Origin of the sequence: Burkholderia cepacia (genome assembly GCF_001718835.1) — a bacterium.
Taxonomy (GTDB): domain Bacteria; phylum Pseudomonadota; class Gammaproteobacteria; order Burkholderiales; family Burkholderiaceae; genus Burkholderia; species Burkholderia cepacia_F.
Window position 1 is genome coordinate 2,123,384 of record NZ_CP013444.1, and the last position, 23,220, is coordinate 2,146,603.

At 64.2% G+C, this 23,220-nt stretch carries 19 protein-coding genes and 4 pseudogenes; 3 read left to right on the forward strand and 20 right to left on the reverse strand.

Features of this window, described 5'->3' with window-relative positions; translation table 11 throughout:
* Positions 1-127: 127 nt before the first annotated feature.
* Genes WT26_RS29395 through glnQ form a run of 4 tightly spaced genes read right to left on the reverse strand, consistent with a single transcriptional unit; the run spans position 128 to position 3,854 of the window.
* Positions 128-682, reverse strand: a complete 555-nt coding sequence (locus WT26_RS29395) for a carboxymuconolactone decarboxylase family protein (RefSeq protein ID WP_069274607.1) — start codon at positions 680-682, stop codon at positions 128-130.
* A gap of 23 nt (positions 683-705) precedes the next feature.
* A complete protein-coding gene (locus tag WT26_RS29400; RefSeq protein ID WP_069274608.1) occupies positions 706-2,040 on the reverse strand; it encodes an aspartate aminotransferase family protein in 1,335 nt (444 codons plus the stop codon).
* Between the two features lie 15 nt (positions 2,041-2,055).
* Positions 2,056-3,105 (reverse strand): C45 family autoproteolytic acyltransferase/hydolase, encoded by a 1,050-nt coding sequence (locus tag WT26_RS29405; protein WP_069274609.1) that lies wholly within the window; start codon positions 3,103-3,105, stop codon positions 2,056-2,058.
* Positions 3,106-3,125: 20 nt separating this feature from the next.
* Positions 3,126-3,854, reverse strand: a complete 729-nt coding sequence (glnQ, locus tag WT26_RS29410; RefSeq protein ID WP_021160891.1) for a glutamine ABC transporter ATP-binding protein GlnQ — start codon at positions 3,852-3,854, stop codon at positions 3,126-3,128.
* Between the two features lie 89 nt (positions 3,855-3,943).
* Here glnQ and WT26_RS29415 point away from each other — a divergent pair, with 89 nt between their 5' ends.
* Positions 3,944-4,996 (forward strand): RNA-guided endonuclease InsQ/TnpB family protein, encoded by a 1,053-nt coding sequence (locus WT26_RS29415; protein ID WP_069274610.1) that lies wholly within the window; start codon positions 3,944-3,946, stop codon positions 4,994-4,996.
* 13 nt (positions 4,997-5,009) lie between these two features.
* Here the strand turns inward: WT26_RS29415 and glnP are convergent, their stop codons facing one another.
* The 3 genes from glnP to WT26_RS29430 all read right to left on the reverse strand — a co-directional run bounded on the left by glnP (position 5,010) and on the right by WT26_RS29430 (position 7,172).
* Positions 5,010-5,666: a glutamine ABC transporter permease GlnP gene (gene glnP / locus WT26_RS29420; protein WP_069274611.1), complete on the reverse strand. Its 657-nt coding sequence runs from the start codon at positions 5,664-5,666 to the stop codon at positions 5,010-5,012.
* A 66-nt stretch (positions 5,667-5,732) separates the two neighbouring features.
* Positions 5,733-6,485, reverse strand: a complete 753-nt coding sequence (gene glnH, locus WT26_RS29425; RefSeq protein ID WP_059530110.1) for a glutamine ABC transporter substrate-binding protein GlnH — start codon at positions 6,483-6,485, stop codon at positions 5,733-5,735.
* A 315-nt stretch (positions 6,486-6,800) separates the two neighbouring features.
* Positions 6,801-7,172 (reverse strand): MAPEG family protein, encoded by a 372-nt coding sequence (locus WT26_RS29430; RefSeq protein ID WP_069274612.1) that lies wholly within the window; start codon positions 7,170-7,172, stop codon positions 6,801-6,803.
* Positions 7,173-7,420: 248 nt separating this feature from the next.
* On the opposite strand from WT26_RS29430, the gene alr reads away from it, so the two are divergent.
* Positions 7,421-8,554, forward strand: coding sequence for an alanine racemase (gene alr, locus WT26_RS29435; RefSeq protein WP_069274613.1), 1,134 nt, complete (start codon positions 7,421-7,423; stop codon positions 8,552-8,554).
* 25 nt (positions 8,555-8,579) lie between these two features.
* On the opposite strand, the gene WT26_RS29440 is transcribed toward alr, so the two are convergent.
* The 7 genes and pseudogenes from WT26_RS29440 to WT26_RS29470 all read right to left on the reverse strand — a co-directional run.
* Positions 8,580-9,374, reverse strand: a complete 795-nt coding sequence (locus WT26_RS29440) for an enoyl-CoA hydratase (protein WP_069274614.1) — start codon at positions 9,372-9,374, stop codon at positions 8,580-8,582.
* 129 nt (positions 9,375-9,503) lie between these two features.
* Positions 9,504-9,839 (reverse strand): annotated as a pseudogene (locus WT26_RS29445) (hypothetical protein); the annotation flags it as partial.
* A gap of 57 nt (positions 9,840-9,896) precedes the next feature.
* Positions 9,897-10,961 (reverse strand): DUF6708 domain-containing protein, encoded by a 1,065-nt coding sequence (locus tag WT26_RS38655; protein ID WP_230461647.1) that lies wholly within the window; start codon positions 10,959-10,961, stop codon positions 9,897-9,899.
* On the reverse strand, positions 10,958-12,280 hold the full coding sequence (locus tag WT26_RS29455; protein WP_196222168.1) for a hypothetical protein: 1,323 nt from the start codon (positions 12,278-12,280) through the stop codon (positions 10,958-10,960). The genes WT26_RS38655 and WT26_RS29455 overlap by 4 nt, the downstream gene beginning before the upstream one ends.
* A gap of 25 nt (positions 12,281-12,305) precedes the next feature.
* Entirely contained in the window at positions 12,306-13,373 is a 1,068-nt protein-coding gene (locus WT26_RS38660) for a DUF6708 domain-containing protein (RefSeq protein WP_230461648.1), read from the reverse strand.
* The gene (locus tag WT26_RS29465; RefSeq protein ID WP_231130490.1) at positions 13,370-16,063 is read right to left on the reverse strand and encodes a T6SS effector BTH_I2691 family protein; all 2,694 of its coding nucleotides are present in this window, start codon (positions 16,061-16,063) and stop codon (positions 13,370-13,372) included. Before WT26_RS29465 ends, WT26_RS38660 begins: the two co-directional genes overlap by 4 nt.
* 143 nt (positions 16,064-16,206) lie before the next feature.
* Positions 16,207-16,470: pseudogene (locus WT26_RS29470) on the reverse strand (type VI secretion system tip protein VgrG); the annotation flags it as partial.
* Positions 16,471-16,812: 342 nt separating this feature from the next.
* Here WT26_RS29470 and WT26_RS39180 point away from each other — a divergent pair.
* Positions 16,813-17,685: pseudogene (locus tag WT26_RS39180) on the forward strand (type VI secretion system contractile sheath domain-containing protein); the annotation flags it as partial.
* A gap of 12 nt (positions 17,686-17,697) precedes the next feature.
* Here the strand turns inward: WT26_RS39180 and WT26_RS38675 are convergent.
* The 6 genes and pseudogenes from WT26_RS38675 to WT26_RS29500 all read right to left on the reverse strand — a co-directional run.
* Positions 17,698-17,952, reverse strand: a pseudogene (locus WT26_RS38675) (group II intron reverse transcriptase/maturase); the annotation flags it as partial.
* Positions 17,953-18,025: 73 nt separating this feature from the next.
* Positions 18,026-18,391, reverse strand: coding sequence for a response regulator (locus WT26_RS29480; RefSeq protein ID WP_011355572.1), 366 nt, complete (start codon positions 18,389-18,391; stop codon positions 18,026-18,028).
* 43 nt (positions 18,392-18,434) lie between these two features.
* On the reverse strand, positions 18,435-19,394 hold the full coding sequence (locus WT26_RS29485; RefSeq protein WP_069274615.1) for a chemotaxis protein CheX: 960 nt from the start codon (positions 19,392-19,394) through the stop codon (positions 18,435-18,437).
* 39 nt (positions 19,395-19,433) lie between these two features.
* Positions 19,434-19,994: a hypothetical protein gene (locus WT26_RS29490; protein ID WP_069274616.1), complete on the reverse strand. Its 561-nt coding sequence runs from the start codon at positions 19,992-19,994 to the stop codon at positions 19,434-19,436.
* Complete coding sequence (locus WT26_RS29495) at positions 19,991-20,734, reverse strand: methyl-accepting chemotaxis protein (RefSeq protein WP_420480944.1); 744 nt, start codon at positions 20,732-20,734, stop codon at positions 19,991-19,993. Before WT26_RS29495 ends, WT26_RS29490 begins: the two co-directional genes overlap by 4 nt.
* On the reverse strand, positions 20,731-23,118 hold the full coding sequence (locus WT26_RS29500) for an ATP-binding protein (protein WP_069274617.1): 2,388 nt from the start codon (positions 23,116-23,118) through the stop codon (positions 20,731-20,733). Before WT26_RS29500 ends, WT26_RS29495 begins: the two co-directional genes overlap by 4 nt.
* Between the last annotated feature and the right edge of the window lie 102 nt (positions 23,119-23,220).

Consider the following 23,220-nt stretch of genomic DNA (forward strand, 5'->3'; position numbering starts at 1 on the left):
GTCCAATCGAAGTGAACGATCGATGATAAACGACCGCCGGCGCGTCATATCCGACGAATACATTTGGTTGCATCGATGCCGACCCCACGCTCCATGGGGTCGGTGCCGGATATCGCGCAGGCGCCGCTCACTCCGGAAACGGCAATTCGGTCTGCCCGTCCGCGCGCATGCCGAACGTGTTCAGCGTCATCGCGACGAGCGCGTAGTAGCCGAGCAGCGCGACGAGGTTGACGACCACCTCGTGGCCGAAACGCTCCTCCGCGCGCGTGAACGTCGCGTCGCTCACGCGCCGCGTGTCGTACAACTCGCTCGCGAATGCATGAATCAGCGCATCGTCGTCCGATTCGAAGGCGGGCGCGACGCCGCGCCGGATCGCGTCGGCCGTCGCGGCCGGCACCCCCGCTTCGAGCGCGATCGGATGGTGGATATGCCACTCGGCCTGCGAGCGCCAGCGCGCGGCCGTCACGAGAATCGCGAGTTCCGACAACCGCAGCGGCAGGCCCGTGCGATAGCGGCAGAACGCGCCGAGCTTCTGCGCGTGCTGGGCCAGTTCGGGGCTCGCGATCCAGCCGAGAAACGGCCCGTTCAGGTTGCCGCGCGGGCCGCTGAGGATGTCGGCCAGCACGGCCTTCTGCGCATCGGTCGCGGATGCGGGGTCGAATGGGGGAAGTCTCGAAGTCATCAGGTTTCCGTTCACTGAATTTGTCATGCGCCGACCGCCGCCACCGCGGCGTCGATCGCGCCCGACAGCCGCTCGACGATCGTGTCGATCTGCTGCGCGGTGCAGATGAAAGGCGGCGCGAGCAGCACATGGTCGCCCTGGCGTCCGTCGATCGTCCCGCCCATCGGATACACCATCAACCCGCGCTGCATCGCTTCGCGCTTGACTGCCGCATGCAGCTTCAGCGCCGGATCGAACGTCGCCTTGGTGTCGCGATCGCGCACGAGCTCGACGCCGACGAACAGCCCGCGGCCGCGCACGTCGCCGACATAAGGATGCTGCGCATAACGCTCGCGCAACAACGCACGCAGTTGTTCGCCGCGCGCCTTCACGTTGTCGAGCAGCTTCTCTTCGGCAATCACGCGCTGCACCTCGAGCGCGGCCGCGCACGCCGTCGCATGGCCGAGGTAGGTGTGGCCGTGCTGGAAGAAACCCGAGCCGTCGACGATCGTCCGGTAGATGCGGTCGCTCACCAGCGTCGCGCCGATCGGCTGGTAGCCCGCGCCGAGCCCTTTCGCGATCGTCAGCAGATCGGGCGCGACGCCGTCTTCTTCGCACGCGTACAGGTAGCCCGTACGCCCCATCCCCGACATGATCTCGTCGAGGATCAGCAGCACGCCGTACTTGTCGCACACCGCGCGAATCTTCTTCAGGTACGTGCGCACCGGCGGCACCGCGCCGGCCGTTGCGCCCACCACCGTCTCCGCGACGAACGCCGCGACGTTGTCCGCGCCGAGTTCGACGATCTTCTGCTCGAGCTCGTCGGCAAGACGCTGCGCGAACGCCTCTTCGGTTTCGTCCGCGCGCTGCTCGCGATATGCGTAGCACGGGCTCACGTGGTGCGCCTCGATCAGCAGCGGCAGGAACGGTTCGCGCCGCCACGCATTCCCGCCGATCGCGAGCGCGCCGAGCGTGTTGCCGTGATAGCTCTGGCGGCGCGCGATGAAATGGCGGCGCTGCGGCTCGCCCTTCTCGACGAAATACTGGCGCGCGAGCTTCAGCGCGGCCTCGACCGCCTCGGAGCCGCCCGACACGAAATACACGTGTTCGAGGCCGGCCGGCGCGGCTTCGACGAGCCGGTCGGCGAGTTCCTCGGCCACGTCGGTCGTGAAGAACGACGTGTGTGCGTAGGCCAGTTGCTGTGCCTGCCGCTTGATCGCGTCGATCACGCGCTGGTTGCTGTGGCCGAGACACGAAACGGCCGCGCCGCCGCACGCGTCGATATAGCGTTTGCCGGTCGAGTCGATGATCTCGATGCCGTCGCCTGCGACGGCGACGGGCAAGGTGGCGCGCGGAGCGCGATGGAAAACGGTCGTCATGCGTTGCCTCATGGATCAGGATGCGTCGTGCGCGCGTCCGGACGGCACGATGCGCGTCGCGAAACGCTGCGTGCCTTGTTGGTGAATGGTGACGTCGATGCCCGCTGCGTCGATCGCGAACACGGCCGTGGCCAGCGTATTTTCGTCGTCGGGGTCCGCAGGATCGTCACGGTAGATCGGCAACCCTTCCGGTGCACGATCGCCGAGCACGCGCAGCAGCGCGGCTTCGTCGATCGCGTCGATACCGGGCGTCAACGCATCGACCCGCCGCTGACGATCGGCCGACGATTGCGTGACGATCTGCGCCTCTGCTTCGCAGCCCGGATGCACGAGATGGTTCGCGTGCCCGGCCAGCGTCGCCACGTCGACGACCGAGCAGCGCGCGGCACTCGCCTCGATGCCCAGCAGCCGCGTGTCGCCGGTCGCGCCGAGCGTATGGTGAAAGCCGCTTGCGCGCGCGTTCGCGCGCAGCACGTCGGCGGCCGCGTCGAGCGACGCCGCATCGAGCACGGCGCGCGCCAGGATCATGCGCGGCACGCCCGGCGCGGGCGTCTTGATCCGCAGGTTGTTGATCGCCTGCACGATGCCGGCCCGGTTCGCGGCGAAGGTGTGCCCCGGCAGCGAGCCCGGGTAGTAGAAACTGACGAAGCCCGGCTTGCCCTCGGGCTGCACGTCGACGAGCAGGCAGCGTTCGCGCAGGAACGGATCGCCGTCCTCGTTGTGCGCGATCCAGCGCGTGCCGGCCGCGTCGCGCGCGGCAAGCGTCGTGCAGCCGTCCGGCGCGTTGTGGATCAGCTCGCCGCGGCAGTTCCACAGGAAGATGTCCTCGGCCGGCCAGCCGACACCCGCCGCGATCCCGTCCAGTTCCGCGACGAGATCGGGGTACGCGGCCAGCGCCGCCTGCCGCAGCGCATCGACGAACGGGTGGCCGCGCCAGCGGCGCACGGCCTGCCACGCGCTGCTCTGCTGCATGTAGGCGTCGAACACGGGGCGGGCAAGCTCGCCGAGGCGCACGCCGATGTCGAACGGCGCGCCGGCGATGACGGGGGAAAGGGAAAGCGGCATGTCGGACGTCAGGGTCGTGCTCAGGACACGTGTTTCAGGAATTCCTTCAGGCGCGGCGTCGGCGGCCGGTCGATCAGGTCGACCGGATGGCCGTCCTCGGCAATGCCACCCTGATCCATGAACAGCAGGCGCGTGCCGACCCGTTTCGCGAAGCCGATCTCGTGCGTGACGACGATCATCGTCATCCCTTCGTTAGCGAGATCCTGCATCACTTTCAGCACTTCGTGGCGCAATTCCGGATCGAGCGCCGACGTCGGCTCGTCGAACAGCATCAGCCGCGGCCGGATCGCGAGTGCGCGCGCGATCGCGACACGCTGCTGCTGGCCGCCCGACAGCTCCGACGGGTAATGATTCGCGCGCGATTCGAGGCCGACCTTGTCGAGCAGCGCCATCGCCTGGTCGCGTGCGTCGGCACGTGACGCGCCGCGCACCTGGATCGGCCCGAACATCACGTTCTCGAGCGCGGTCATTTGCGGAAACAGGTTGAACTGCTGGAACACCATGCCGGCTTCGAGCCGGATGTTGCGGATCGTCGTCGCGTTGCCGCGCACGCTCTGGCCGTCGACGAGCAGCTCGCCGCCGGTGATCTTCTCGAGCGCGTTGATACAGCGCAGCATCGTCGACTTGCCCGACCCCGACGGGCCGATCACGACGACCACCTCGCCCGCGTCGATCTTCAGGTCGATGTGCTTCAGCACCGGCACGTGACCGAAGCTCTTCGACACGTTCTGGAATTCGATCATGCTCATAAGATGCTCCGAGAAACCCCGCCATTCAGGACGGAGAGGAAAGGAATGCGGTTGACAGGCAGCTTCTTCCACGGGTTAGGATCACCGGCATGATTCTTGTCTACCGCTACCGGGTGAAGTCGCTCAACGGACTGCTCAACAGGCAGAGCCGCGCGGTGAACTACGTCTGGAACTTCTGCAATGACACGCAGAAGCACGCGCTCAAGTGGGGCAAGAAGTGGCCGACGGGATTCGACCTGAACGTGCTGACGACCGGCAGCAGCAAGGAACTCGGCATCCACTCCGGCACGATCAACGCGACGTGCGAGCAATATGCGAAGTCGCGCAGCCAGCACCGTCGGCCCTACCTGCGCTATCGCGGCAGGAAATCGCTGGGTTGGGTGCCGCTGAAGGGCCGTGACCTGAAGCGCGAGGGTGACGCGTTCCGTTTCGCCGGCAACACGTTTCGCGTGTTCAACAGCCGGCCGCTTCCCGAAGGCAAGATCAAGGATGGAACCAACTTCGCGCAGGATGCGCGCGGCAACTGGTTTCTCAACATCGTGATCGAGATGCCGGATGTTCCGGCCCGACCTATCCGTTCCGGTGTCGGCATCGATCTCGGCCTGAAAGACTTCGCCACACTTTCGACCGGCGAGAAGCTGCCCAACGACCGGTTCGGTCGACGCGCGGCCGAAAAGCTGGCGAAAGCGCAACGGGCGCGCAAGCACAAGCGGCATATCGCGAAGCTGCACGCCAAGGTCGCGAATGCCCGTGCCGACTTCCAGCACAAGCTCGCGCTCGATCTGGTGCGGCGTTTCGATTACATCGCGGTCGGCAACGTGTCGGCCGCGAAACTCGCCAGAACCAGGATGGCGAAGAGCGTCTACGACGCATCCTGGTCGTCCTTCCGAAACAAGCTCCGTTACAAAGCGATCGCGCACGGAGCGACGTTCGAGGAAGTCGACGAAAGCGGTTCGACCCAGTCCTGTTCGGCGTGCGGGTCGAAAGACAGCACGACGCGGCCGAAAGGTATCGCGGGACTGCGAATAAGAGAGTGGGCCTGCAGTGACTGTGGTGCCGAGCATGATCGAGATACCAACGCTGCGTTGAACATTCTCCGATGCGGACGTGCATCGCCAGTGGTGGGAATCGCCTCTCGTTAGGAAGGCGACGACGTCAAAGGATTTTCATCCTCTTTTCGACGAGCCGCAGCGTCAGCGTCATCGCGCCGGTCAGCAGCAGGTAGATGACGGCCACGGCGCTCCAGATCTCGACCGCCTGGAAATTGCCCGCGATGATTTCCTGCCCCTTGCGCGTCAGTTCGCCTACGCCGATCACGATGAACAGCGACGTGTCCTTCAGGCTCACGATGCACTGGTTGCCGAGCGGCGGAATCAGCCGCCGGAACGCGAGCGGCCCGACCACCTTCAGCAGCACGCGCGGCATCGACAACCCCATCGCGAGCCCCGCCTCCGTCAGCCCCTTCGGGATCGACAGCAACGCGCCGCGCACCACTTCCGCGAGATACGCGCCGGAATTCACCGTGATCGCGATGATCGCGGCCGTCAGGCCGTCGATGCGGATATGCGCGAGCAACGGCAGCGCGAAGTACAGGAACATCACCTGCACGACGATCGGCGTGCCGCGAATCAACTCTATATAGACCTGCGCGAGCACGTTCATCGCCTTCGGTCCGTATGCGCGGAACATGCCCGCGATCATCCCGACGATGAAGCCGCCCACCAGCCCGAAAAATGCGATGAACACCGTCAACCGGACCCCGTCCATCAGGTCCGGCAACGCCGCCCAGATCGCCGACCAATCGAAATTCACTTGTCGCTCCCCGTTCGATTCAAGACCGGCGCGGCCGCCCGGCCGCGCGCGGTTGCCGCGTCACGCTCACAGCTTCGGCGGCTCGGCACCGAACCACTTCTTGTAGATCTGCGCGTAGCGGCCGTCGGCCTTGATCTTCACGAGCGACGCGTTGACCTTCGGCACGAGCGGGCTGCCCTTCGGGAAACCCATCCCGTACTTGTCGCCGCTGACCGGCTGGCCCGCGACCTTCACCTTGCCCTTGCCTTCGTTGTTCACGAAGAACAGCACGTTCGGCGTGTCGTGCATCGCCGCGTCGACCCGGCCGGCTTCGAGCGCGAGGTAGGCCTGGTCGATGTTCGGGAACTGGCGGATCTCCTTCGGCTTCAGGTGCGCCTTGATCCAGTCGATCGTCGCGGTGCCCGTCTTCGCGGCGATCACCTTGCCGTTCAGGTCGTCGATCGACTTGATCGTCGTGTTGCCGGCCTGCACCATCGCAGCCAGGCCGCTGTCGTAGTACGGCGCGGAGAAGTCGATCGCCTTCTTGCGCTCCTCCTTGATCGTCATGCCCGACAGCGCGACGTCGATGTTCTGCGTCTGCAGCGCCGGGATCAGGCCCGCGAAATCCATCGGCTGGATCGTGTATTTCCAGCCCTGATCCTTCGCGATCTCCGCCCACAGGTCGAGATCGAAGCCGACGTACTTGTCGCCCTGCTTGAACTCGAACGGCATGAACGACGTGTCGGTGCCGACGACGAGCGTCCTGGTATCCGCGTGCGCGAGGCTTGCGCCGAGCGCGGCAACGACCGCGACGGCTTTCAGGAAGGAACGGCGACTCATGGCATTTCTCCGCATTGATTGGCGATGGGCCCGGCACCCCAGCCGGGTAGAACGACGACATCAAGCCGCACCGCAACATGCGATGTCGAATTAGACCTTAGTGCAACAAGTGTTGTCAATCGCGATACTACGACAACAAAAAAATGCGCAACAGGCGATTGCATCGAGAAAAACCCGGGCATCGGCGCGGGGGCGTCGCCGCGCTTCGCTCAGACGAAACGGCGCGCAAATGAAAACGCCGCCGTGCCCGAAGGCACGGCGGCGTGATGAAACGATCGTTGCGAACGGCCGTCCGGTCGCCCGGACGGCGTGCGGTCACGGCCCGGCGAAGAACAGCCCGACGACGCAGGCCATGCCGGCAAACCACGTCAGCGAGCGCAACGCGGCCCAGTTCAGCAGGTACAGCAGCGAGTAGACGACGCGGATCGCGACGAACGCCATCGCGAGCTGGTCGACGCGATGCACGTTCGCGCCGGATTGCCACGCGATGACGAGACCGGCTGTGAACAGCGCGAGCGCCTCCCATGCGTTCTGGTGCGCGGCCTGCGCCCGCGCGCGCCAGCCTTCGAGCTTCGCCAGGTAATCGCGCGGCGCGCGGTTGTCGTAGCCCTTGCGAGCCTTCGCGAGAAACGTCATCGGAAACGGCAACAGCGCCACGATGAACAGGCACAGCTGGGACGTCGTCATCAAAAGTCTCCTCCTTTATGATTACATTGATCAATGACAAGATCGCCGAGAGCTTAGCACCGCGTCGTGCCGTTCGCGCACCGGTTTTCTAGACGGGGCGCTCGGCCGGTCATGCCGAACCGGAATTTCCACCAAATTGCCGACAAAAACATTAATTCAAACTGGTCAATCCCCAATAACATAGCGCTCATTGCTGGCCTGGCGCCGATCCGCGCCAGACCGACCGACCATCGATCCGAGCCCACGCCATGCCCCGTCCCATCGTCGCCCATATCCGCCCCGACGCCATCCGCCACAACCTCGACTTCATCCGCCGCACCGCCGCGCAATCGCGCGTGTGGGCCGTCGTCAAGGCCGACGCATACGGCCACGGCATCGAGCGGATCTACCCGGGCCTCGCCGCCGCCGACGGCATCGCGCTGCTCGACCTCGACGAAGCCGTGCGCGTGCGCGAACTCGGCTGGGACAAGCCCGTGCTGCTGCTCGAAGGGATCTTCGAGCCGGCCGACGTCGAGCTGGCCGACCGTCATCGGCTGACGGTGTCCGTGCACTGCGACGAACAGCTCGACCTGCTGATATCGGCAAAGCCGCGGCAGCCGATCGACATCCAGCTCAAGATGAACTCCGGGATGAACCGCCTCGGCTACCGGCCCGACGTTTTCCGCGCCGCGTGGGAGCGCGCGGCCGGCGCGCCGTCGATCGGCAAGATCACGCTGATGATGCATTTCGCGAACGCCGACGAAGGCCAGGCCGACTGGCAGCTCGACCAGTTCGATGCGGCCACGGCGGGGATCCCCGGCGAGCGCTCGACGTCGAACTCGGCGGCCGTGCTGTGGCATCCGCACGCGCACCGCGACTGGGTGCGGCCCGGCACGATCCTGTACGGTGCGTCGCCGACGGGTGCGTCGCGGGATATCGCCGATACGCCGCTGATGCCCGCGATGACGCTGACGAGCAAGATCATCGGCGTGCAGACGCTCGCGCCGGAAGAAACCGTCGGCTACGGCCGCCGCTTTACGGCCGACCGGCCGATGCGGATCGGTGTCGTCGCGTGCGGTTATGCGGACGGCTATCCGCGCCACGCGCCGACCGGCACGCCGATCGCGGTGGACGGCGTGATGACGCGCGTCGTCGGCCGCGTGTCGATGGACATGCTGACCGTCGACCTGACGCCGTGCCCGAACGCGGGCATCGGGTCGAGCGTCGAGCTGTGGGGCGACCAGGTGAAGGTGGATGACGTGGCGGAAGCCAGCGGCACGATCGGCTACGAGCTGATGTGCGCGCTCGCGCGCCGCGTGCCGGTCGTGGTCGAGCCGCTGGGCACGTCCGGCACGTCGGCAGCGCAGGACGAGCCGCTGCGCACCGGCAGCTACGGGCGGTAAATCCGGCGCGCGGCGTCGCCGCGCGTCAGGTCCGCCAGCGCGGCGGCCGCCTCTCCAGGAACGCGTCGATCCCTTCGCCCGCATCCTCTTCCATCATGTTGCGCGCCATCACGTCGCCCGCATACGCATAGGCTTCGTCGAGCGGCAACTCGCGCTGGCGATAGAACATCTGCTTGCCGTAGCGCACCGCGGCCGGGCTTTTTGCAACGATCTCGGCGACCTTGCGTGCGACGGCCGCGTCGAGCGCGTCCTCGGGCACGGCCTCGTTGACGAGCCCCCACGCGGCGGCCGTCGCCGCATCGACGAAACGCCCGGTCACGAGCATGTCGAACGCGCGCTTCGGCGTGACGTTGCGGCTCAACGCCACGGCCGGCGTCGAACAGAACAGTCCGACGTTGATACCCGATACCGCGAAGCGCGCGGTATCGGCCGCGATCGCCAGATCGCACGCGGCGACGAGCTGGCAACCGGCCGCCGTCGCGATGCCGTGCACGCGTGCGATCACCGGCACCGGCAACGCGCGCATCGCGAGCATCACGCGGCTGCACTGCGCGAACAGCGTGCGGTAGTAATCGAGCTCGGGCGTGCCGCGCATCTGCCGCAGGTCGTGGCCCGCGCAGAACGCCTTGCCTTCGGCGGCCAGCACGACGCAGCGCACGTGCGGATCGGCAGCGAGCGTATCGAACGCGTCGTGCAGGCTCGCGAGCATCGCCTCGGATAACGCGTTGAACTGCTGTGGACGGTTCAGGCGCAGCGTGACGACGCCGTCGCGGGCTTCGCGCTGCAGGAGGGGTTCCGATGAAGCGGGATTCGAATCCATGGTGGTCCCCGGATTGAGAGTGATCGCGGTGCGGTAACGGATCAATATAGTCCAATCGGGGCGCGGCTGGAGGATGTCGGCGCCCGGGACCGACCGGCCGGTTCATGGTCCGCGCCAGTCGCCGTCGCTTCAGCGCGGCAGATACTCGCCGTCGCGCGCCGACCAGCGAAACGTCTGACGCCACTTGCCGCCGCGCTGGCGCAATTGCAAGTCGCGGAAACCGTCCGTTGATGTCGGCAGCACGTTCAGCGCGTTGCTGCCGTCCGTGATGTCGTGATCGCGCGTGCCGTCAGGATGCCAGTCGCCGGCAATGTTCCGATAGAACATCATCGGCTGCGCGAATACGACGCGCAACGTGTTGCCGTCGATCCGGAACAGGTACAGCGCCTCGAACGACGCACCGCCGCCCGCATAAGGGATCGACCAGCCTGCACGCACACCGAACGCGGCATCGCCTGCGCGAAGCTTTTTCGATAAAGTCATTCGCTGGACGAACGGCAATCCGCACGCCCTGCAAACAAATCAGTGATAGCCCGGCTGCGACAGCCAATCGACGAACCACCAAATCAGCACGGCATCGAGCGCGAGCACACCGGCGGTCACGAAGAACGCCAGGTCCAGCGACACGTCCAGCGACTTGGGCGGCTTGTGTGCGTATTTGTCGTCGGCAGAAATCGGGCAGAGATCCACGATGTGCTGCGGCCAGCGCGGCAGGCGGCGCGTGACGTGCATGATGAACCAGCGCAGCAGGCTGCCGGGCACCGTGAGCGGTGCAAGGAAGATCGCCGGACCGAGCATCGGGCCGGCCAGGAACCAGCACAGTTGCGCGCCCATGCGGAACGATTCCCGCTTGTTTTCGATCGGCAGCAGGATTTCCGGCTCGGGCAATGAGTCGGGGCCTTCTTCCATGTAGCGTCGGAAGTATTCCCATTGCCCGCGCATGCCCTCTTCCGTGGGCCACATCACGCCCAGTCGGAAGTAGTCGTAGCTGCCGTCAGGACACCGGACGTATCCGGCCATTACCCCTTGGACGAAGCTGCGTTGCAAGGCCCCGCCACCGATCATCCCGAACGTAATGTCGCGCCAGCGGTAGCTGCTTACCCCACCCTCCCCGTTATGGCGGAAAACGTGGACCATCTGATTCTTTCGGTCCAGGCGAACGGGATAGTGCGTGCAACCGGTGAAGGTGTTATACAGAATGCGGACGAACCATAGAAGAAATGGCATAGATAACACATTCGTGATTATTACCAGAAGAAATTTCATATATAGATCGCCCGACCAAGGACCGGTCACAAAAATCCACGTGTCCCAAGCTGCGCTGCAAGGAAGAAATAGCATCCCAAAGGCCCAAACTATTTCAATTGGTCCCAATTTTTGATATGCCCAATCAACCACATCCATGTAGCTTTCATTAAACGCAATAGCACTTCCAAGCGTACACGGCTCGACAGAAGTACGTCGCTCTTTCCCAAGCATGGATTGATTGAATTGCTCGCTCGGCGTCCATGCCGGCTCGCGCAAATATCGGCCCGACATCACGATGCCGTTGTTCCGCACCAATAGCCAAGCTATCCAGGGCTTCATCCGTTCAACGCCTTATTAAAGTTGTCCATTTCCTCAGCCGCGTCTCTGTAGTTATTTTCCTTTCCCCAGAGGCATTGGCGCACCCAATCCATCGTCGGCGGATCCTTTTCAATCTCAATGATGACGCCAACAACAAGAATGATCGCCGCAATCCCAACAACAATCGGATTAAATCCGACGAACCCCCACCCCAATCTAAAGACGAGACCAAGAACTGCCGCAATCGAATATAGTCCCAATGCAATTTCAGATATGGAATTTATGCGGTATAAAATCGCCATGCCATCTTGTCCGCGCCGGCTAGCTTCGCGAGAGTTTTCAAAATCAATCACCCCCAGAATGATCGTCCCAACCCCACCCGCCACCCCACCCAATCCTTCCCAAATCAAAAACCCCTTCTGCCCCAATCGCGCGCCCAGCCACGGACTGAGCATCGGAACCCGTCTCCCTGCCACCGCCCGCGCGCCCACCCGCACCAGATCGAGCAAGCTCCCCGCCCCCGCGCTATACAGCGCCGCGATCTTCAACGTCGCCCGCCTCCGAAGATGTTTCATCGACGCATCCGCACTCGCCGCCTGCGTGAGCCCCACCATCGCCAGCGTCAGCCCGACGCCCGCCAGCACCCCCGGATGCGCAGCCGATTCGATGACCTTGCCGACCGTACCTTCCGCGAACTTCTCGACGCCGATCACCTTGACCGTCTTGCCCAGCGCATCGCCACGCTGCGCGGGCGTGACACGACCATTCGCCAGACTGGTTTGCGCTTCCTCGTCGAATACCAGGCTCCAGAACCGCACCTTCTCGTCCAGCGGCACGCCTTCGATCTCGAACGTGCGCAGCTGATCGGCAAGCGAGTACTGCAAATGCCCCAGCGAAATACCCCGCCCCGCTTGCGACTTGAGAATCACCTCGAGGATGGTCTGGTACAGATCGCGGCGCGTCGCCGCCACCTCCACCACGCGAATGGGCTGCCCGCTGCGCATGCCAAGCGTCGCGCGCAGGGCCGTCCCCGACTTTCCGCCTTTGCGCGGGATGTTCGTTGGCAGCACCCCCAGTTCCTGCAGCAGCGCGGGCAACACATCGGAACTCATGACCGTGTTGCGTTTCACGCCGAGCGCACCAATGGCCGCGCCGAGTTCCCTGATCTTGCTGGCGGCAGCCGAATAGACGACGAACAGGTTGATCCAGTCATCCGGATTGCTGAACGGCTCGCCGGAACCGCTGGACACCTCGTCCACCGCCTGCAGCAGCGGTCGATGATTCAGGTTCAGCGCTCGCCAGAGTGGGTCGCCGTTGTCCCGTGCCAGCAGCCATGCCATCCAGGATTTCATCCGTTCGCCCCTATCAGTGATAGCCCGGCTGCGACAGCCAATCGACGAACCACCAAATCAATGTGGCGTCGAGTGCGAGCACCCCGGCGGTCACAAAGAACGCCAAGTCCAGCGACACGTCCAGCGACTTGGGCGGCTTGTGTGCGTATTTGTCGTCGGCAGAAATCGGGCAGAGATCCACGATGTGCTGCGGCCAGCGCGGCAGGCGGCGCGTGACGTGCATGATGAACCAGCGCAGCAGGCTGCCGGGTACGGTGAGCGGCGCGAGGAAAATCGCCGGACCGAGCATCGGGCCGGCCATGAACCAGCACAGTTGCGCGCCCATGCGGAACGATTCCCGCTTGTTTTCGATCGGCAGCAGGATTTCCGGCTCGGGCAATGAATCGGGACCTTCTTCCATGTAGCGTCGGAAGTATTCCCATTGTCCGCGCATGCCCTCTTCCGTCGGCCACATCACGCCCAGCCGGAAGTAGTCGTAGCTTCCGTCAGGACGTCGTACATATCCGGCCATTACCCCTTTGACGAAACTGCGCTGCAAGGCTCCGCCACCGATCATCCCGAACGTAATGTCGCGCCAGCGGTAGCTGCTCACGCCGTCTTCCCCGTTGTGACGGAAAACGTGGACCATCTGGTTCTTTCGGTCCAGGCGAACGGGATAGTGAGTGCAACCGGTGAAGGTGTTGTAAAGGATTCGAGCGAACCATAAAAAAAATGGCATAGATAATACGTTCATAAATATTATCGCAAAAAGGCCATTCATATATATATCATCCGGCCACGGATCTGATATAAAAATCCAGGTTCCCGATGCTGCACCCCAAGGGATAAAAAGCATCCCAAACACCCAAAAAATTTCAAGCGTCCCGACTTTTTGGTAAGCCCAGTCAACCACGTCCATATAATTTTCATTGAATGCTATAACACTGCCGAGCGTGCAAGGCTCAACTTTGGTTCGGCGCCTTTTCTCAAGCAATGACTGATTGAACTGCTCGCTCGGCGTCCACACCGGTTCGCGCAAATATCGACCCGACATAACAAGTCCGTTGCTGCGCACAAGCAACCAAGCCATCCAGTTTTTCATCCGTTCAATGCCTTGTAGAAATTTTCCATTTCCTCGCGCCCATCTCGGTAATTGTTCTCCTCCCCCCATAAAGATTGACGCACCCAATCCATCGATGGCGGATCCTTCTCAATCTCAATAACAATACTTGTAGCAATAATTACCACCGCAAGCCCGAAGACGATTGGATTAAATTCAGAAAAAATCCATCCCAATCTAAACACAAGATTAATGCCCGCCGCGCCAGAATAGAATCCCACGAAAACTTCAGATACGGCATTTATGCTATATAAAATCGCCATACCTCCTTGCTTACGCCGAATAGCTTCGCGAAAATTTTCGATATCGATCACCCCTAGAATGATCGTCCCAACCCCACCCGCCACCCCACCCAATCCTTCCCAGATCAGAAACCCCTTCTGCCCCAATCGCGCGCCCAGCCACGGACTGAGCATCGGAACTCGTCTCCCCGCCACCGCCCGCGCGCCCACCCGCACCAGATCGAGCAAGCTCCCCGCCCCCGCGCTATACAGCGCGGCAATCTTCAACGTCGCCCGCCTCCGAAGATGCTTCATCGACGCATCCGCACTCGCCGCCTGCGTGAGCCCCACCATCGCCAGCGTCAGCCCGACGCCCGCCAGCACCCCCGGATGCGCAGCCGATTCGATGACCTTGCCGACCGTACCTTCCGCGAACTTCTCGACGCCGATCACCTTGACCGTCTTGCCCAGCGCATCGCCACGCTGCGCGGGCGTGACGCGACCATGCGCCAGACTGGCTTGCGATTCTTCATCGAATACCAGGCTCCAGAACCGCACCTTCTCGTCCAGCGGCACGCCTTCGATCTCGAACGTGCGCAGCTGATCGGCAAGCGAGTACTGCAAGTGCCCCAGCGAGATGCCCCGCCCCGCTTGCGACTTGAGGATCACGTCGAGGATGGTCTGGTACAGATCGCGTCGCGTCGCCGCCACCTCCACCACGCGAATCGAATGGCCACTGCGCATGCCGAGCGTCGCGCGCAGGGCCGTCCCCGACTTTCCGCCTGTGCGCAGGATGTTCGTTGGCAGCACCCCCAGCTCCTGCAGCAGCGCGGGCAACACATCGGAACTCATGACCGCGTTGCGTTTCACGCCGAGCGCACCAATGGCCGCGCCGAGTTCCCTGATCTTGCTGGCGGCAGCCGAATAGACGACGAACAAGTTGATCCAGTCATCCGGATTGCCGAACGGCTCGCCGGAACCGCTGGACACTTCGTCCACCGCTTGCAGCAGCGGTCGATGATTCAGATTCAACGCTCGCCAGAGCGGACTTTTCTCGATCGATTCGTCGAACCAATCGCTATAAACGTTCATGCAAGCGCCCAACCCGCCCGTCCCGCGGATGCACGACAACGTCATGCCCGCGAAGGCAGCACCGCTGTTGATATCGCCCATGTCGAAATGATGGTCGAGAACGGCGCGCAGCTTTGCGCTGCGAAGCCATGCGGCATGCGCGATGGCCAGCGGCGTGGTGTACGCCGCATCGTGCAGCGCGGACGCCTTTTCAAAGCGCGCTTCGAAGGCTTCCCGCTGCGTACGATCGAACAGCTTCTCATACGCCCCCCAGCGCTCGGCCCGAGCCGCCTCCAGCTGGGCCTGCGTCACCTTCTCATCGAGGATCGGTTGAGCCGCCTTCCGGTACTTCGGCACAAGCAGCCCCGTGTTGTACACGCGCTTGCCATCGCCGCCGTCGATCCATTCGACGTTTCGACGCGCCTGTCTTGCTTCGCCATAGACACTGGCCTCCGCTTCCCGCTCGACATGCAGCCTGAGCGCCTCCAGGGACGAACTGAGCGCGGACTTGCGATGCCAGGTCTGATCGGGATGTACCGGATCTTCAGCATCGTTTTGCGAAACGAAGCTGGACCAGCGCTTGTCGATATACGCCGAAATTTCCTGCAGGATGGCAACGGGATCGTCCAGCACGACGATCAGCCCCTTGTCCTTCAGCAATCGCTGCGATTCAGCCTTCAGAATGGTCGCGCGGGGCAACTGGAGCGAACGCTGCTTCAGGGCCGGAAACGGACTCCAGAAAAACAGACGCCGGCTATCCTCGTCGGACATCGCGTAATCGGCAACGACCGCATCGACGTTGGCGACGGCACTGGCATGCGGGGGCGCCTTCGCGGGCTGACCGTCGTTGTACCAGCGCTGAACATCGACGCACCGCATATGCAGCCGGCGAACCCCTTCAGACTCGTTGTCCTTGCGAACCGCAGGCGTCCACCATGCGTCGGAAAAGCCGAACCACACCTTTCCGGCAGTCTTCGGGTCGCGAATGGTGATCAGCGAGGCGCTCGCCACCTTCTGCATGTTCTGTACGCAGCCTTGATGGAAAGGCCTTGCCTCCGGGGGCATGTAACTCTCTACCGGCACCTGCGCCAGCCGCCCCTCCTTATCGACCGCGTAGGCCTCCCACGATTTGCTGACCTCGTAGTAGACGTACACATAGCCGCCTCGCAAACTTCGAACGGTGTAATGCGCCTCGGTGCTTTTGCCCAGCGCAATGGCGGGCGTCGGGTCGCCGACGGAAGACACCGCCTTCGGTGCGGGCCGGGTGACAGGCGGCTTTCCGGGCCGGGCCATGAACGGCTTCTCCGGTGCGATGCCGTAGCGCGTCAGCAGGATCGGCAAGCCTTCTTTTTCACAGTACGGACAGGGTGGAAGAGTCATGGGTACGCGATGGGGTAATTGAATCAGACGGACGGCGAGGACAGATCCGTAGCGATACGTTGCCAGTCAGCCTCGCTGAGCCCCGATGTCAGGTGACTGTAGCGTCGTGAGTGACCCGCGCATTGCGCGAGGATTCGCGCGATGAACCGGCGGGGCACGCCGTCGTCGGGGACGATCGTGCAAGCCGCGTCGCGATTCAGGTACTCGGTGCGCGCGAGCTGCAGCGGATGCGTGAGCACGACGCGCACGTCGGTGGGTGCGCCCATCCGCTCAGTCGCGAAAACCGACACGACCGACAGCGCGGCCGCGGTATCGGCGCCGGGCACGTCGAGGAAATACGTCTGACGCCCCGATACATCTCTCAGGTTCGACACGTACCGCTTCGCATCATCAAACAGGCTGGCCATTGTTGTTCACCCCGTGTCCAGATAGCACTGCTACGCACTGCCGTCATGGGCAGAATCGTTGCTTGCGTGCGATGCATGGATTGAGCGACAAACGATAGCCGCACGCACCCAGACTCGGGAAGCGCGGGCTCCTATTATTCGAGCGGATCGTTGTATTTGGTCGAAACGTAACAGTTGTTCACGTATGCCCTGTTTTTGAGATGATTGCCATGCTATACGTCGCTCTCCGCTGATGTCCGGCCATACCCACTACGACGTCCAATGAGCGCAGGATTTCAGAGCGATCAGTACACCCAAACCGCTGTAGTTTCCGATACGCATGCAAGAGCAAATTCGAATGCGATGAATTGCGTGGATCCGGATTTGCTCGATTGGTGTCTGGCAGACCTGGACGAGCAACTCGGCCGACAGCTCGATGCCATCCTGCACCACCCTGCATTTCAAGCACTCGAATCGACTTGGCGAGGCCTGCAATTCCTGGTCGATCGCACCGATTTCCGTCAAAACGTCAAAATCGAAGTGCTCGACGTTTCGAAGGAAGCACTCCGTCAAGACTTCGAAGATACGCCCGATATCATCCAGAGCGGCTTGTTCAGACTGACTTATGTCGGCGAGTACGACATGCCGGGCTGACAAGCCATCGCCGCGATAATTTCGGCATTTGAATTCGACCATCGCGCGCAGGACATCGCCCTGTTGCGCAATATTTCGAAAGTCGCCGCGGCCGCTCACATGCCGTTTATCGGCGCGGCCTTGCCGGCCTTCTTCGACAAATCCACTATGGAGGCGGTCGCAGGCATCCGAGACCTGCCGATCTGGATTTTCACGACGCCGCAGCACTTCCAGCAGCAGGCGATATGGGAACAGTACGTCCACGACCAAGTTGCACGCATCGCGAGCCCCGACGCCTGGGGTGCGGTGCATGTGGCACTCGACGACCAGGCACTGAGCGTCAATCGCCTGCAATGCACGGCGCTCGCGCTGCGCCTGCCCGACGGTACGCTGATCGACAGCGAAACCGCCGACTGGCTTCCTGCGGCGCGCAGCCTTGACGACGTGCCTGCAACGGTGGACACCGTGACCGTGCTGGCCGGCGTGGCGCTGATGGACGCTCAGGGCGGCAACTGCGTCGAACCCGGCGAAAAGCCGGCCCGCCCTCGCTGCGTGACCCGCGAGTACAAGCATGTGGCCGATCTGAACGGCGACGGGCAGGAAGAAATCAGTGTCGACCCAATCGTCGGCATAGCGCACATCCCTCATATCGCCTACGGCATGTCGCACACGCCATTGCTTTACCCACAAGTTGAACGCGTAGTGAAGGTAGATGTTCGACAACAGCGGCGAAATACTTCCGCCCTGAATGGTTTCAACCTCACTCCGCGTCAACCTTCCCTCTTCCAGCACACCGGCGTGCAACCATTTCTTGATGAGCCGCACGACCCGCGTGTCCGCCACCCTATGCTCGATGAACCTGATCAGCCATGCGGAGCGCAGCAACACCCATCCCGTGCCCTGCAAACAATCGGGCCGCGCTGCGGCGACCCGGCCGCACGCGTCAGCCCGCGAGCTTCTTCAGCGCGTCGAGCACCGCGTCGCCCTTGAACGGCTTCACGATCCAGCCCTTCACGCCGGCGGCCTTGCCGCGCTCCTTCATCGCCGGGCTGCTTTCGGTCGTCAGCATCACGACGTTGACCGTCGAATTCGCCAGTTCGCCGCGGATCTTCTCGACCATCGTCAGGCCGTCCATGTTCGGCATGTTCACGTCGCTGATCACGAGGCGCACGCCGGGCGTCGCCTTGAGCTTCGCGAGCCCGTCCTTGCCGTCGACGGCCGTCGCGACGTCGAGACCGTGATTGCGCAGGAAGCCCGCGACCTCGTCGCGCACCGTGCCCGAATCGTCGACCACCAGAATCTTTGCCATGCTGTCATTCCCCTTTTCTTCTTGCTGAACTTGCCTGAAAACTTCAAAACAGTTCGAGTTCACCCGATTCGACCATCGGCCCCACGTCCTGCACCGATTCGCGGAAATCCTCCGGCGACCAGCTCAGACTGAACACGAAGCGCTGGTCGATGCAGACGGCCCGCCCCGATGCCGGGTCGGTCATCCGGTACTTGAAGCAGAGCTGCGGGCAGTCGCCGCCGAACGAGATGAACTTCTGCTTGTGATTGACGACGAGCGGCACCTGCACCGGATGGCGCGCCAGTGCCTCCGCGTCGCCGAGATAGCGGTTCTTGAACGCGCCCCACACGAGATTGGTGAGTTCGCCGAGCACGCTGTTCACGTCGCGGAAATCCGGCGCGCGGCCGGCGTCGCGCGTGCCGCCGAGCATGTCGAGCAGCGGCTGCTCGCTCGTCTGCAGCAGCATGTAGCCGCGGCACCACGCACTTTCGAGCGCGATCAGGCTGAACACTTCGCCGAAGATGATCTGGTCGCGCACGATGCACGGCGTTTCGTGCTCGATCGTCATGCCCGGGAACAGGCTGTCGATGCGCGCCTCGGTGATCTCCGAGATGCCGCGTACGAGCGCGTTCGGGTAATCGCGGCCGAACAGGTATTCGTCGATCGCGCGCTTGAGCGGCGTCATGTCGTCCGCGACGTAGGCCGCGCACGCGACGCGCGCGAGCGCCTCCGGCAGCCCGTCGCGCGACGCGTGCGCTTCGCGGCGCAGGATGATCGGCAGCTCGGGGCGCAGCGCGTCGATCTGCGTCGCGATGATCGCGCTCTCGGCCGGCGAGCCGCCGTAATCCTCGGCCAGCAGGATCGCGCCGAGGTCGATGTTCGAGCGCAGCACCTTCAGCAGCCGGTTGCGCCGCACGGTCAGGCCGACCAGGTTGTGCTCGTCGCAGAAACGCTTGATCGCGTCGGCGTGCGCGCGGCTGTCGTCCAGCACGAGCACCTTGCTGACGGGTTTGCCTTCGGTCATGGCGCGGGTTCCTTGGGTTCGGGTTCCGGAACGGTCCGGTCAGAACAGTTCGAGCTCGCCGCCGGTTTCCATCACGGCCGTTTCCGGCACATGGAAATCGACCGGCGCGTTCGCGCATACGCACAGCGTCGCGCGAATCCGCACGCCGTCGCCGAGCGTCACGTCGAACGCGGCGACATGGCCGGGCGCCAGCGCGGTGAAATACTCGATGCTCGCGTCGCTCAACAGGTAAGGCGTCGACATGCCGAGATCCGGGAAATGGACGGTCAGCGCCTGGTTGATCGCCCCGCAGCACAGGTTCGCGACTTCCATGAACGCCTCCTGCAGCGACGGTTGCGCGTCCGCTTGCACGGCGCCCGTGTAATAGCGCCGCGTCGCGTCGTCGTCGGTGAAGCGCAGCGCGAGCAGCAGGCGGAAATGCAGCGCCGAGATCGTCAGTACCGCGACCTGCGCGGCCGGCTTCGAGCGCGACCGGCGCTCGCGCGGCGGCTCGTCCGCCGCCGGCGCGATGTCGCATGCGCCGCCGCCAGTCGCGAGCCGCGTACGCGCCGCATCGAAGAAAATCCGCTCGAAGCCGGCTTTCGCCTGCGCGCTGATCACGCCGCGCCTCCCTCGATCCGCGCATGCAGTTGCCCGGCCAGCGTCTCGACGGTCGCCAGCGCGGCCGTGATCATCTTGCCGCCGGCCTGGATGTCCTGGAACGTCGCGGCTGTCACGAGATCGTTGCGGTTCAGGCTGTCGCGATAGCTGTTCGACAGTTGCTGCGAGCGCGCGGCCAGCCCGCGCACCTCGCTCGCGACGATCGAGAAGCCGCGCCCGGCCGTACCTGCACGCGCCGCCTCGATCGACGCGTTCAGCGACACGATCGACACGTGCGCGACGATCGCCGACAGTTCCTGGTTCTTCGCGCGCATGTCCTGGTTCTGCGTGGTCAGCGAGATCATCTGCTCGTGCCAGCGCTCGAAGGTGCCGGCGAGCCCGCGCAGGCGCGCGGCTTCGTCGGCGATCTTCTGCGCGTGCTGCGACAGCGCGTCCCGCTGCGCCGACAGCGCCTGCCGTGCGTCGCGCTGCGCCTCCGCGTCGGCCGTCTGCCGTGCGAGCGCGTCGGCCAGCTCCGCTTCCTTCCGCGCCCATGCGTCGGCCCGCGCCGCATGCGCGGCCGCGGCCTCGCCGGCGCGCGCCTGTGCCTGCGCGAGCGCGTCGCGCAATGCATCCGCATCGGCGGCCAGCCGCGCGACGAGCCGCGCGCGATGCACGCGGAACACGAGCGCCGCGATGATCGCGGCGACGATGGCGCCCGCCAGCACGGCGCCGATATGCGTCAATGCCTGCACGATCACTCCGTCGCGTTGGCGTCCGCGAAGCCGGCGCGCGCATGGTCCTGGGTCACGCCGGCGCCCTCCACCGCGAACGCGGCCGGCAGCGACACGATCGTGCGGAACGCGCGATAGGCGGCCCCGCGCCGGTCGTCGGTGAAGCGCAGCGCGATATCGCCGCCGTCGCGCTTCAGGAAGTTGCGCACCGCGTCCATGCCGACGCCGCGCCCCGACACTTCGGTCACGGCACGCGCGGTCGAGAAGCCCGGGCGGAAGATCAGCTCGGCGACCACTTCGTCGCCGAGCATGCGCGCGTTGTCCGCATCGATCCAGCCACGCTCGCGCGCGATGCCGCGTATCCGGTCGAGCGCGAGGCCGCGGCCGTCGTCGCCCAGCGTGAACTGCAGCATCCCGTCGGCGACGTCGACCGCGATGTCGATCGTGCCGGATGCCGCCTTGCCGGCGGCGCGTCGCTCGTCGGACGATTCGATTCCGTGATCGATCGCGTTGCGCAGCAGGTGCATGAACACGTTCTTCAGCGTCGCGACGATTTCGCTGCGCACGCGCTGGCCATGGCTGTCGATATGCACGACGGGCGCCGGCTTGCCGAGTTCGGCCGCGAGCGACGGCAGCGACTCGATCACGCCGCCGAGTGCATCGCCGATCCCCTGCGTGCCGAGCTGGCTCAGCATGCGGCGTACGGCATCGCGCGCCGCGTGCCAGTCGGCCGCGTTCGCCGGGTCGGCGCCGTCGAGCACGCGCAGGCTCTCGCTGATGTGCGCGCGTTCGACCATCAGGTAGTGTTCGCTCGCGTGCTGCGCCGGCTCGCCGCTGCGGCCCAGCGTGACCGCGTTGATGGTCGCGTAGTGTTCGACGGCCTCGCGCACGCGCGCCAGGTCGTCCATCAGCGCGTCGCGATTCCACTCGGGGCCGCCGTCCGCGCGGCGCAGCGAGTCGTACGCCTGCTCCGCTTCGTGGACGATGTTCGTCAGGTGCTGGAGGCTGTACGTGCGCGCATTGCCCTTGATCGTGTGCATGTTGCGGAACAGCGCCGCGACGATCGAGTGATCGGCGCGCTCGTGCTGGCGGATCATCCGCTCGTTCTCGCTGAGGAAGCCCTTCGCACTGTGCACGAAGTCGTGGAACTTGTCCTGGCTGATCGACAGGATCTCGCCGATCATCTCGAGGCGGCGCTGCTGCTCGCCGGCCTGCGCGGTCAGCTCGCGGATCTCGGTCACGTCGCGCACGCACAGCATCAGGCGCACCACCGTGTCGGTCTCGTCGGTGATCGCCGACCAGCTCAGGTCGAGCCACTTCTCGCGGCCGTCCGGCATCCGCTTCGCGACTTCGTTCACCAGCAGGTGTGCGTTGAACTCGAAGTTCATGCTGTCTTCGCCGAGGCACGCGTGCACGGCCGCGTCGACCTGCGAACGCGCGTCGGCGCCGATCGCCGAATCGTCGAACACGAGCGCCATCAGGTCGCGGCCGGCGATGTCGCTCGTCTCGAAGATGGTCTCGAGGTACGCCGAATACTCGGTATGCACGACACCGCCTTCGACGACGGTCAGGATCCCCTGCTGCATGTTCTGCAGCATCGCCTGGATGTCCGCCGTCTTCTGCTTGAGCTGCGCGGCGTTCTCCTGGATCTTCTCGATCATCCCGTTGAACGCGATGATCGAATGGCCGATTTCGTCCATGCGGCCCACCGGTACGCGGCGCGTGAAATCCTGGCTCGCCGCGATCTCGCTCATCGCCGTCTGCATCCCGATCAGCGGGCGCGTGATCTGGCGATACAGCAGCAAGCCGAGCGCGGTCAGCAGCACGATCACCGTGCCGGCGACGCCCGCGATCGCAGTCGCCGTCGTCGAGAGCATCCCGTTCAGCGCGCTGATCGCGACGTCCTTCTGGCGGTTCTTCTCGACGCGCAGCGTGTCGACGATGCTTTCGAGTTCGTCGCGATACTGCGCGACGTTCGCGAACAGGTACGCCTGCGCCATCTCGGGCTTGCCGTCGGCCTTCATCTTCACGGTGTCGTCGATCGCCGCGAAATAGTTCGCGGCGCTGTCCTTCGCCTGCGCGACGAGGCCTTCCTGCGCATGGCTCGCGGCCGACTTCGCCTGCACGTCGAGTGCGACGCGCAGCGCGGCCTGCTTCGCCTTCAGCTCGTCGCGCGCCTGGGCGGCGGTATTCGCGTCGGGCGCGTAGACGAGCGTCATCGTCGCGATCTGGATGTTCTTCACGTCGGCGACGAGATCGGCCGACGCGAGCGCGCTCGGCACGATGCCCTGGGTGACCTGACGCACCTCCGACGCGCTCTTGCGCGTCTGGTACACGGCATAGATGCCGATCGCGGACAACGCGAAGAACGTCAGGACGACTAGCAGCGTAATGCGATGACGGATGGTCATGAGTCCAGCTCCCCGCGGCGATCCGGCTTCAAACGCTCGTGCGTTCTGTTGAATGAATGGCCGAGCGCCGGATTATCGAGGATGGGTTATGACCGTCGGATG

Excerpts from the sequence above, each read along its gene's own strand:
- WT26_RS38655 (WP_230461647.1), bottom strand. The coding sequence starts at position 10,961 with ATGAAGCCCTGGATAGCTTGGCTATTGGTGCGGAACAACGGCATCGTG.
- WT26_RS29455 (WP_196222168.1), bottom strand. The coding sequence starts at position 12,280 with ATGGCATGGCTGCTGGCACGGGACAACGGCGACCCACTCTGGCGAGCG.
- WT26_RS29480 (WP_011355572.1), bottom strand. The coding sequence starts at position 18,391 with ATGGCAAAGATTCTGGTGGTCGACGATTCGGGCACGGTGCGCGACGAG.
- WT26_RS29485 (WP_069274615.1), bottom strand. The coding sequence starts at position 19,394 with ATGACCGAAGGCAAACCCGTCAGCAAGGTGCTCGTGCTGGACGACAGC.
- WT26_RS29465 (WP_231130490.1), bottom strand. The coding sequence starts at position 16,063 with ATGACTCTTCCACCCTGTCCGTACTGTGAAAAAGAAGGCTTGCCGATC.
- WT26_RS38660 (WP_230461648.1), bottom strand. The coding sequence starts at position 13,373 with ATGAAAAACTGGATGGCTTGGTTGCTTGTGCGCAGCAACGGACTTGTT.
- WT26_RS29400 (WP_069274608.1), bottom strand. The coding sequence starts at position 2,040 with ATGACGACCGTTTTCCATCGCGCTCCGCGCGCCACCTTGCCCGTCGCC.
- WT26_RS29430 (WP_069274612.1), bottom strand. The coding sequence starts at position 7,172 with ATGACGACGTCCCAGCTGTGCCTGTTCATCGTGGCGCTGTTGCCGTTT.
- WT26_RS29415 (WP_069274610.1), top strand. The coding sequence starts at position 3,944 with ATGATTCTTGTCTACCGCTACCGGGTGAAGTCGCTCAACGGACTGCTC.
- alr (WP_069274613.1), top strand. The coding sequence starts at position 7,421 with ATGCCCCGTCCCATCGTCGCCCATATCCGCCCCGACGCCATCCGCCAC.
- WT26_RS29500 (WP_069274617.1), bottom strand. The coding sequence starts at position 23,118 with ATGACCATCCGTCATCGCATTACGCTGCTAGTCGTCCTGACGTTCTTC.
- WT26_RS29405 (WP_069274609.1), bottom strand. The coding sequence starts at position 3,105 with ATGCCGCTTTCCCTTTCCCCCGTCATCGCCGGCGCGCCGTTCGACATC.
- glnH (WP_059530110.1), bottom strand. The coding sequence starts at position 6,485 with ATGAGTCGCCGTTCCTTCCTGAAAGCCGTCGCGGTCGTTGCCGCGCTC.
- WT26_RS29395 (WP_069274607.1), bottom strand. The coding sequence starts at position 682 with ATGACTTCGAGACTTCCCCCATTCGACCCCGCATCCGCGACCGATGCG.
- glnQ (WP_021160891.1), bottom strand. The coding sequence starts at position 3,854 with ATGAGCATGATCGAATTCCAGAACGTGTCGAAGAGCTTCGGTCACGTG.
- WT26_RS29440 (WP_069274614.1), bottom strand. The coding sequence starts at position 9,374 with ATGGATTCGAATCCCGCTTCATCGGAACCCCTCCTGCAGCGCGAAGCC.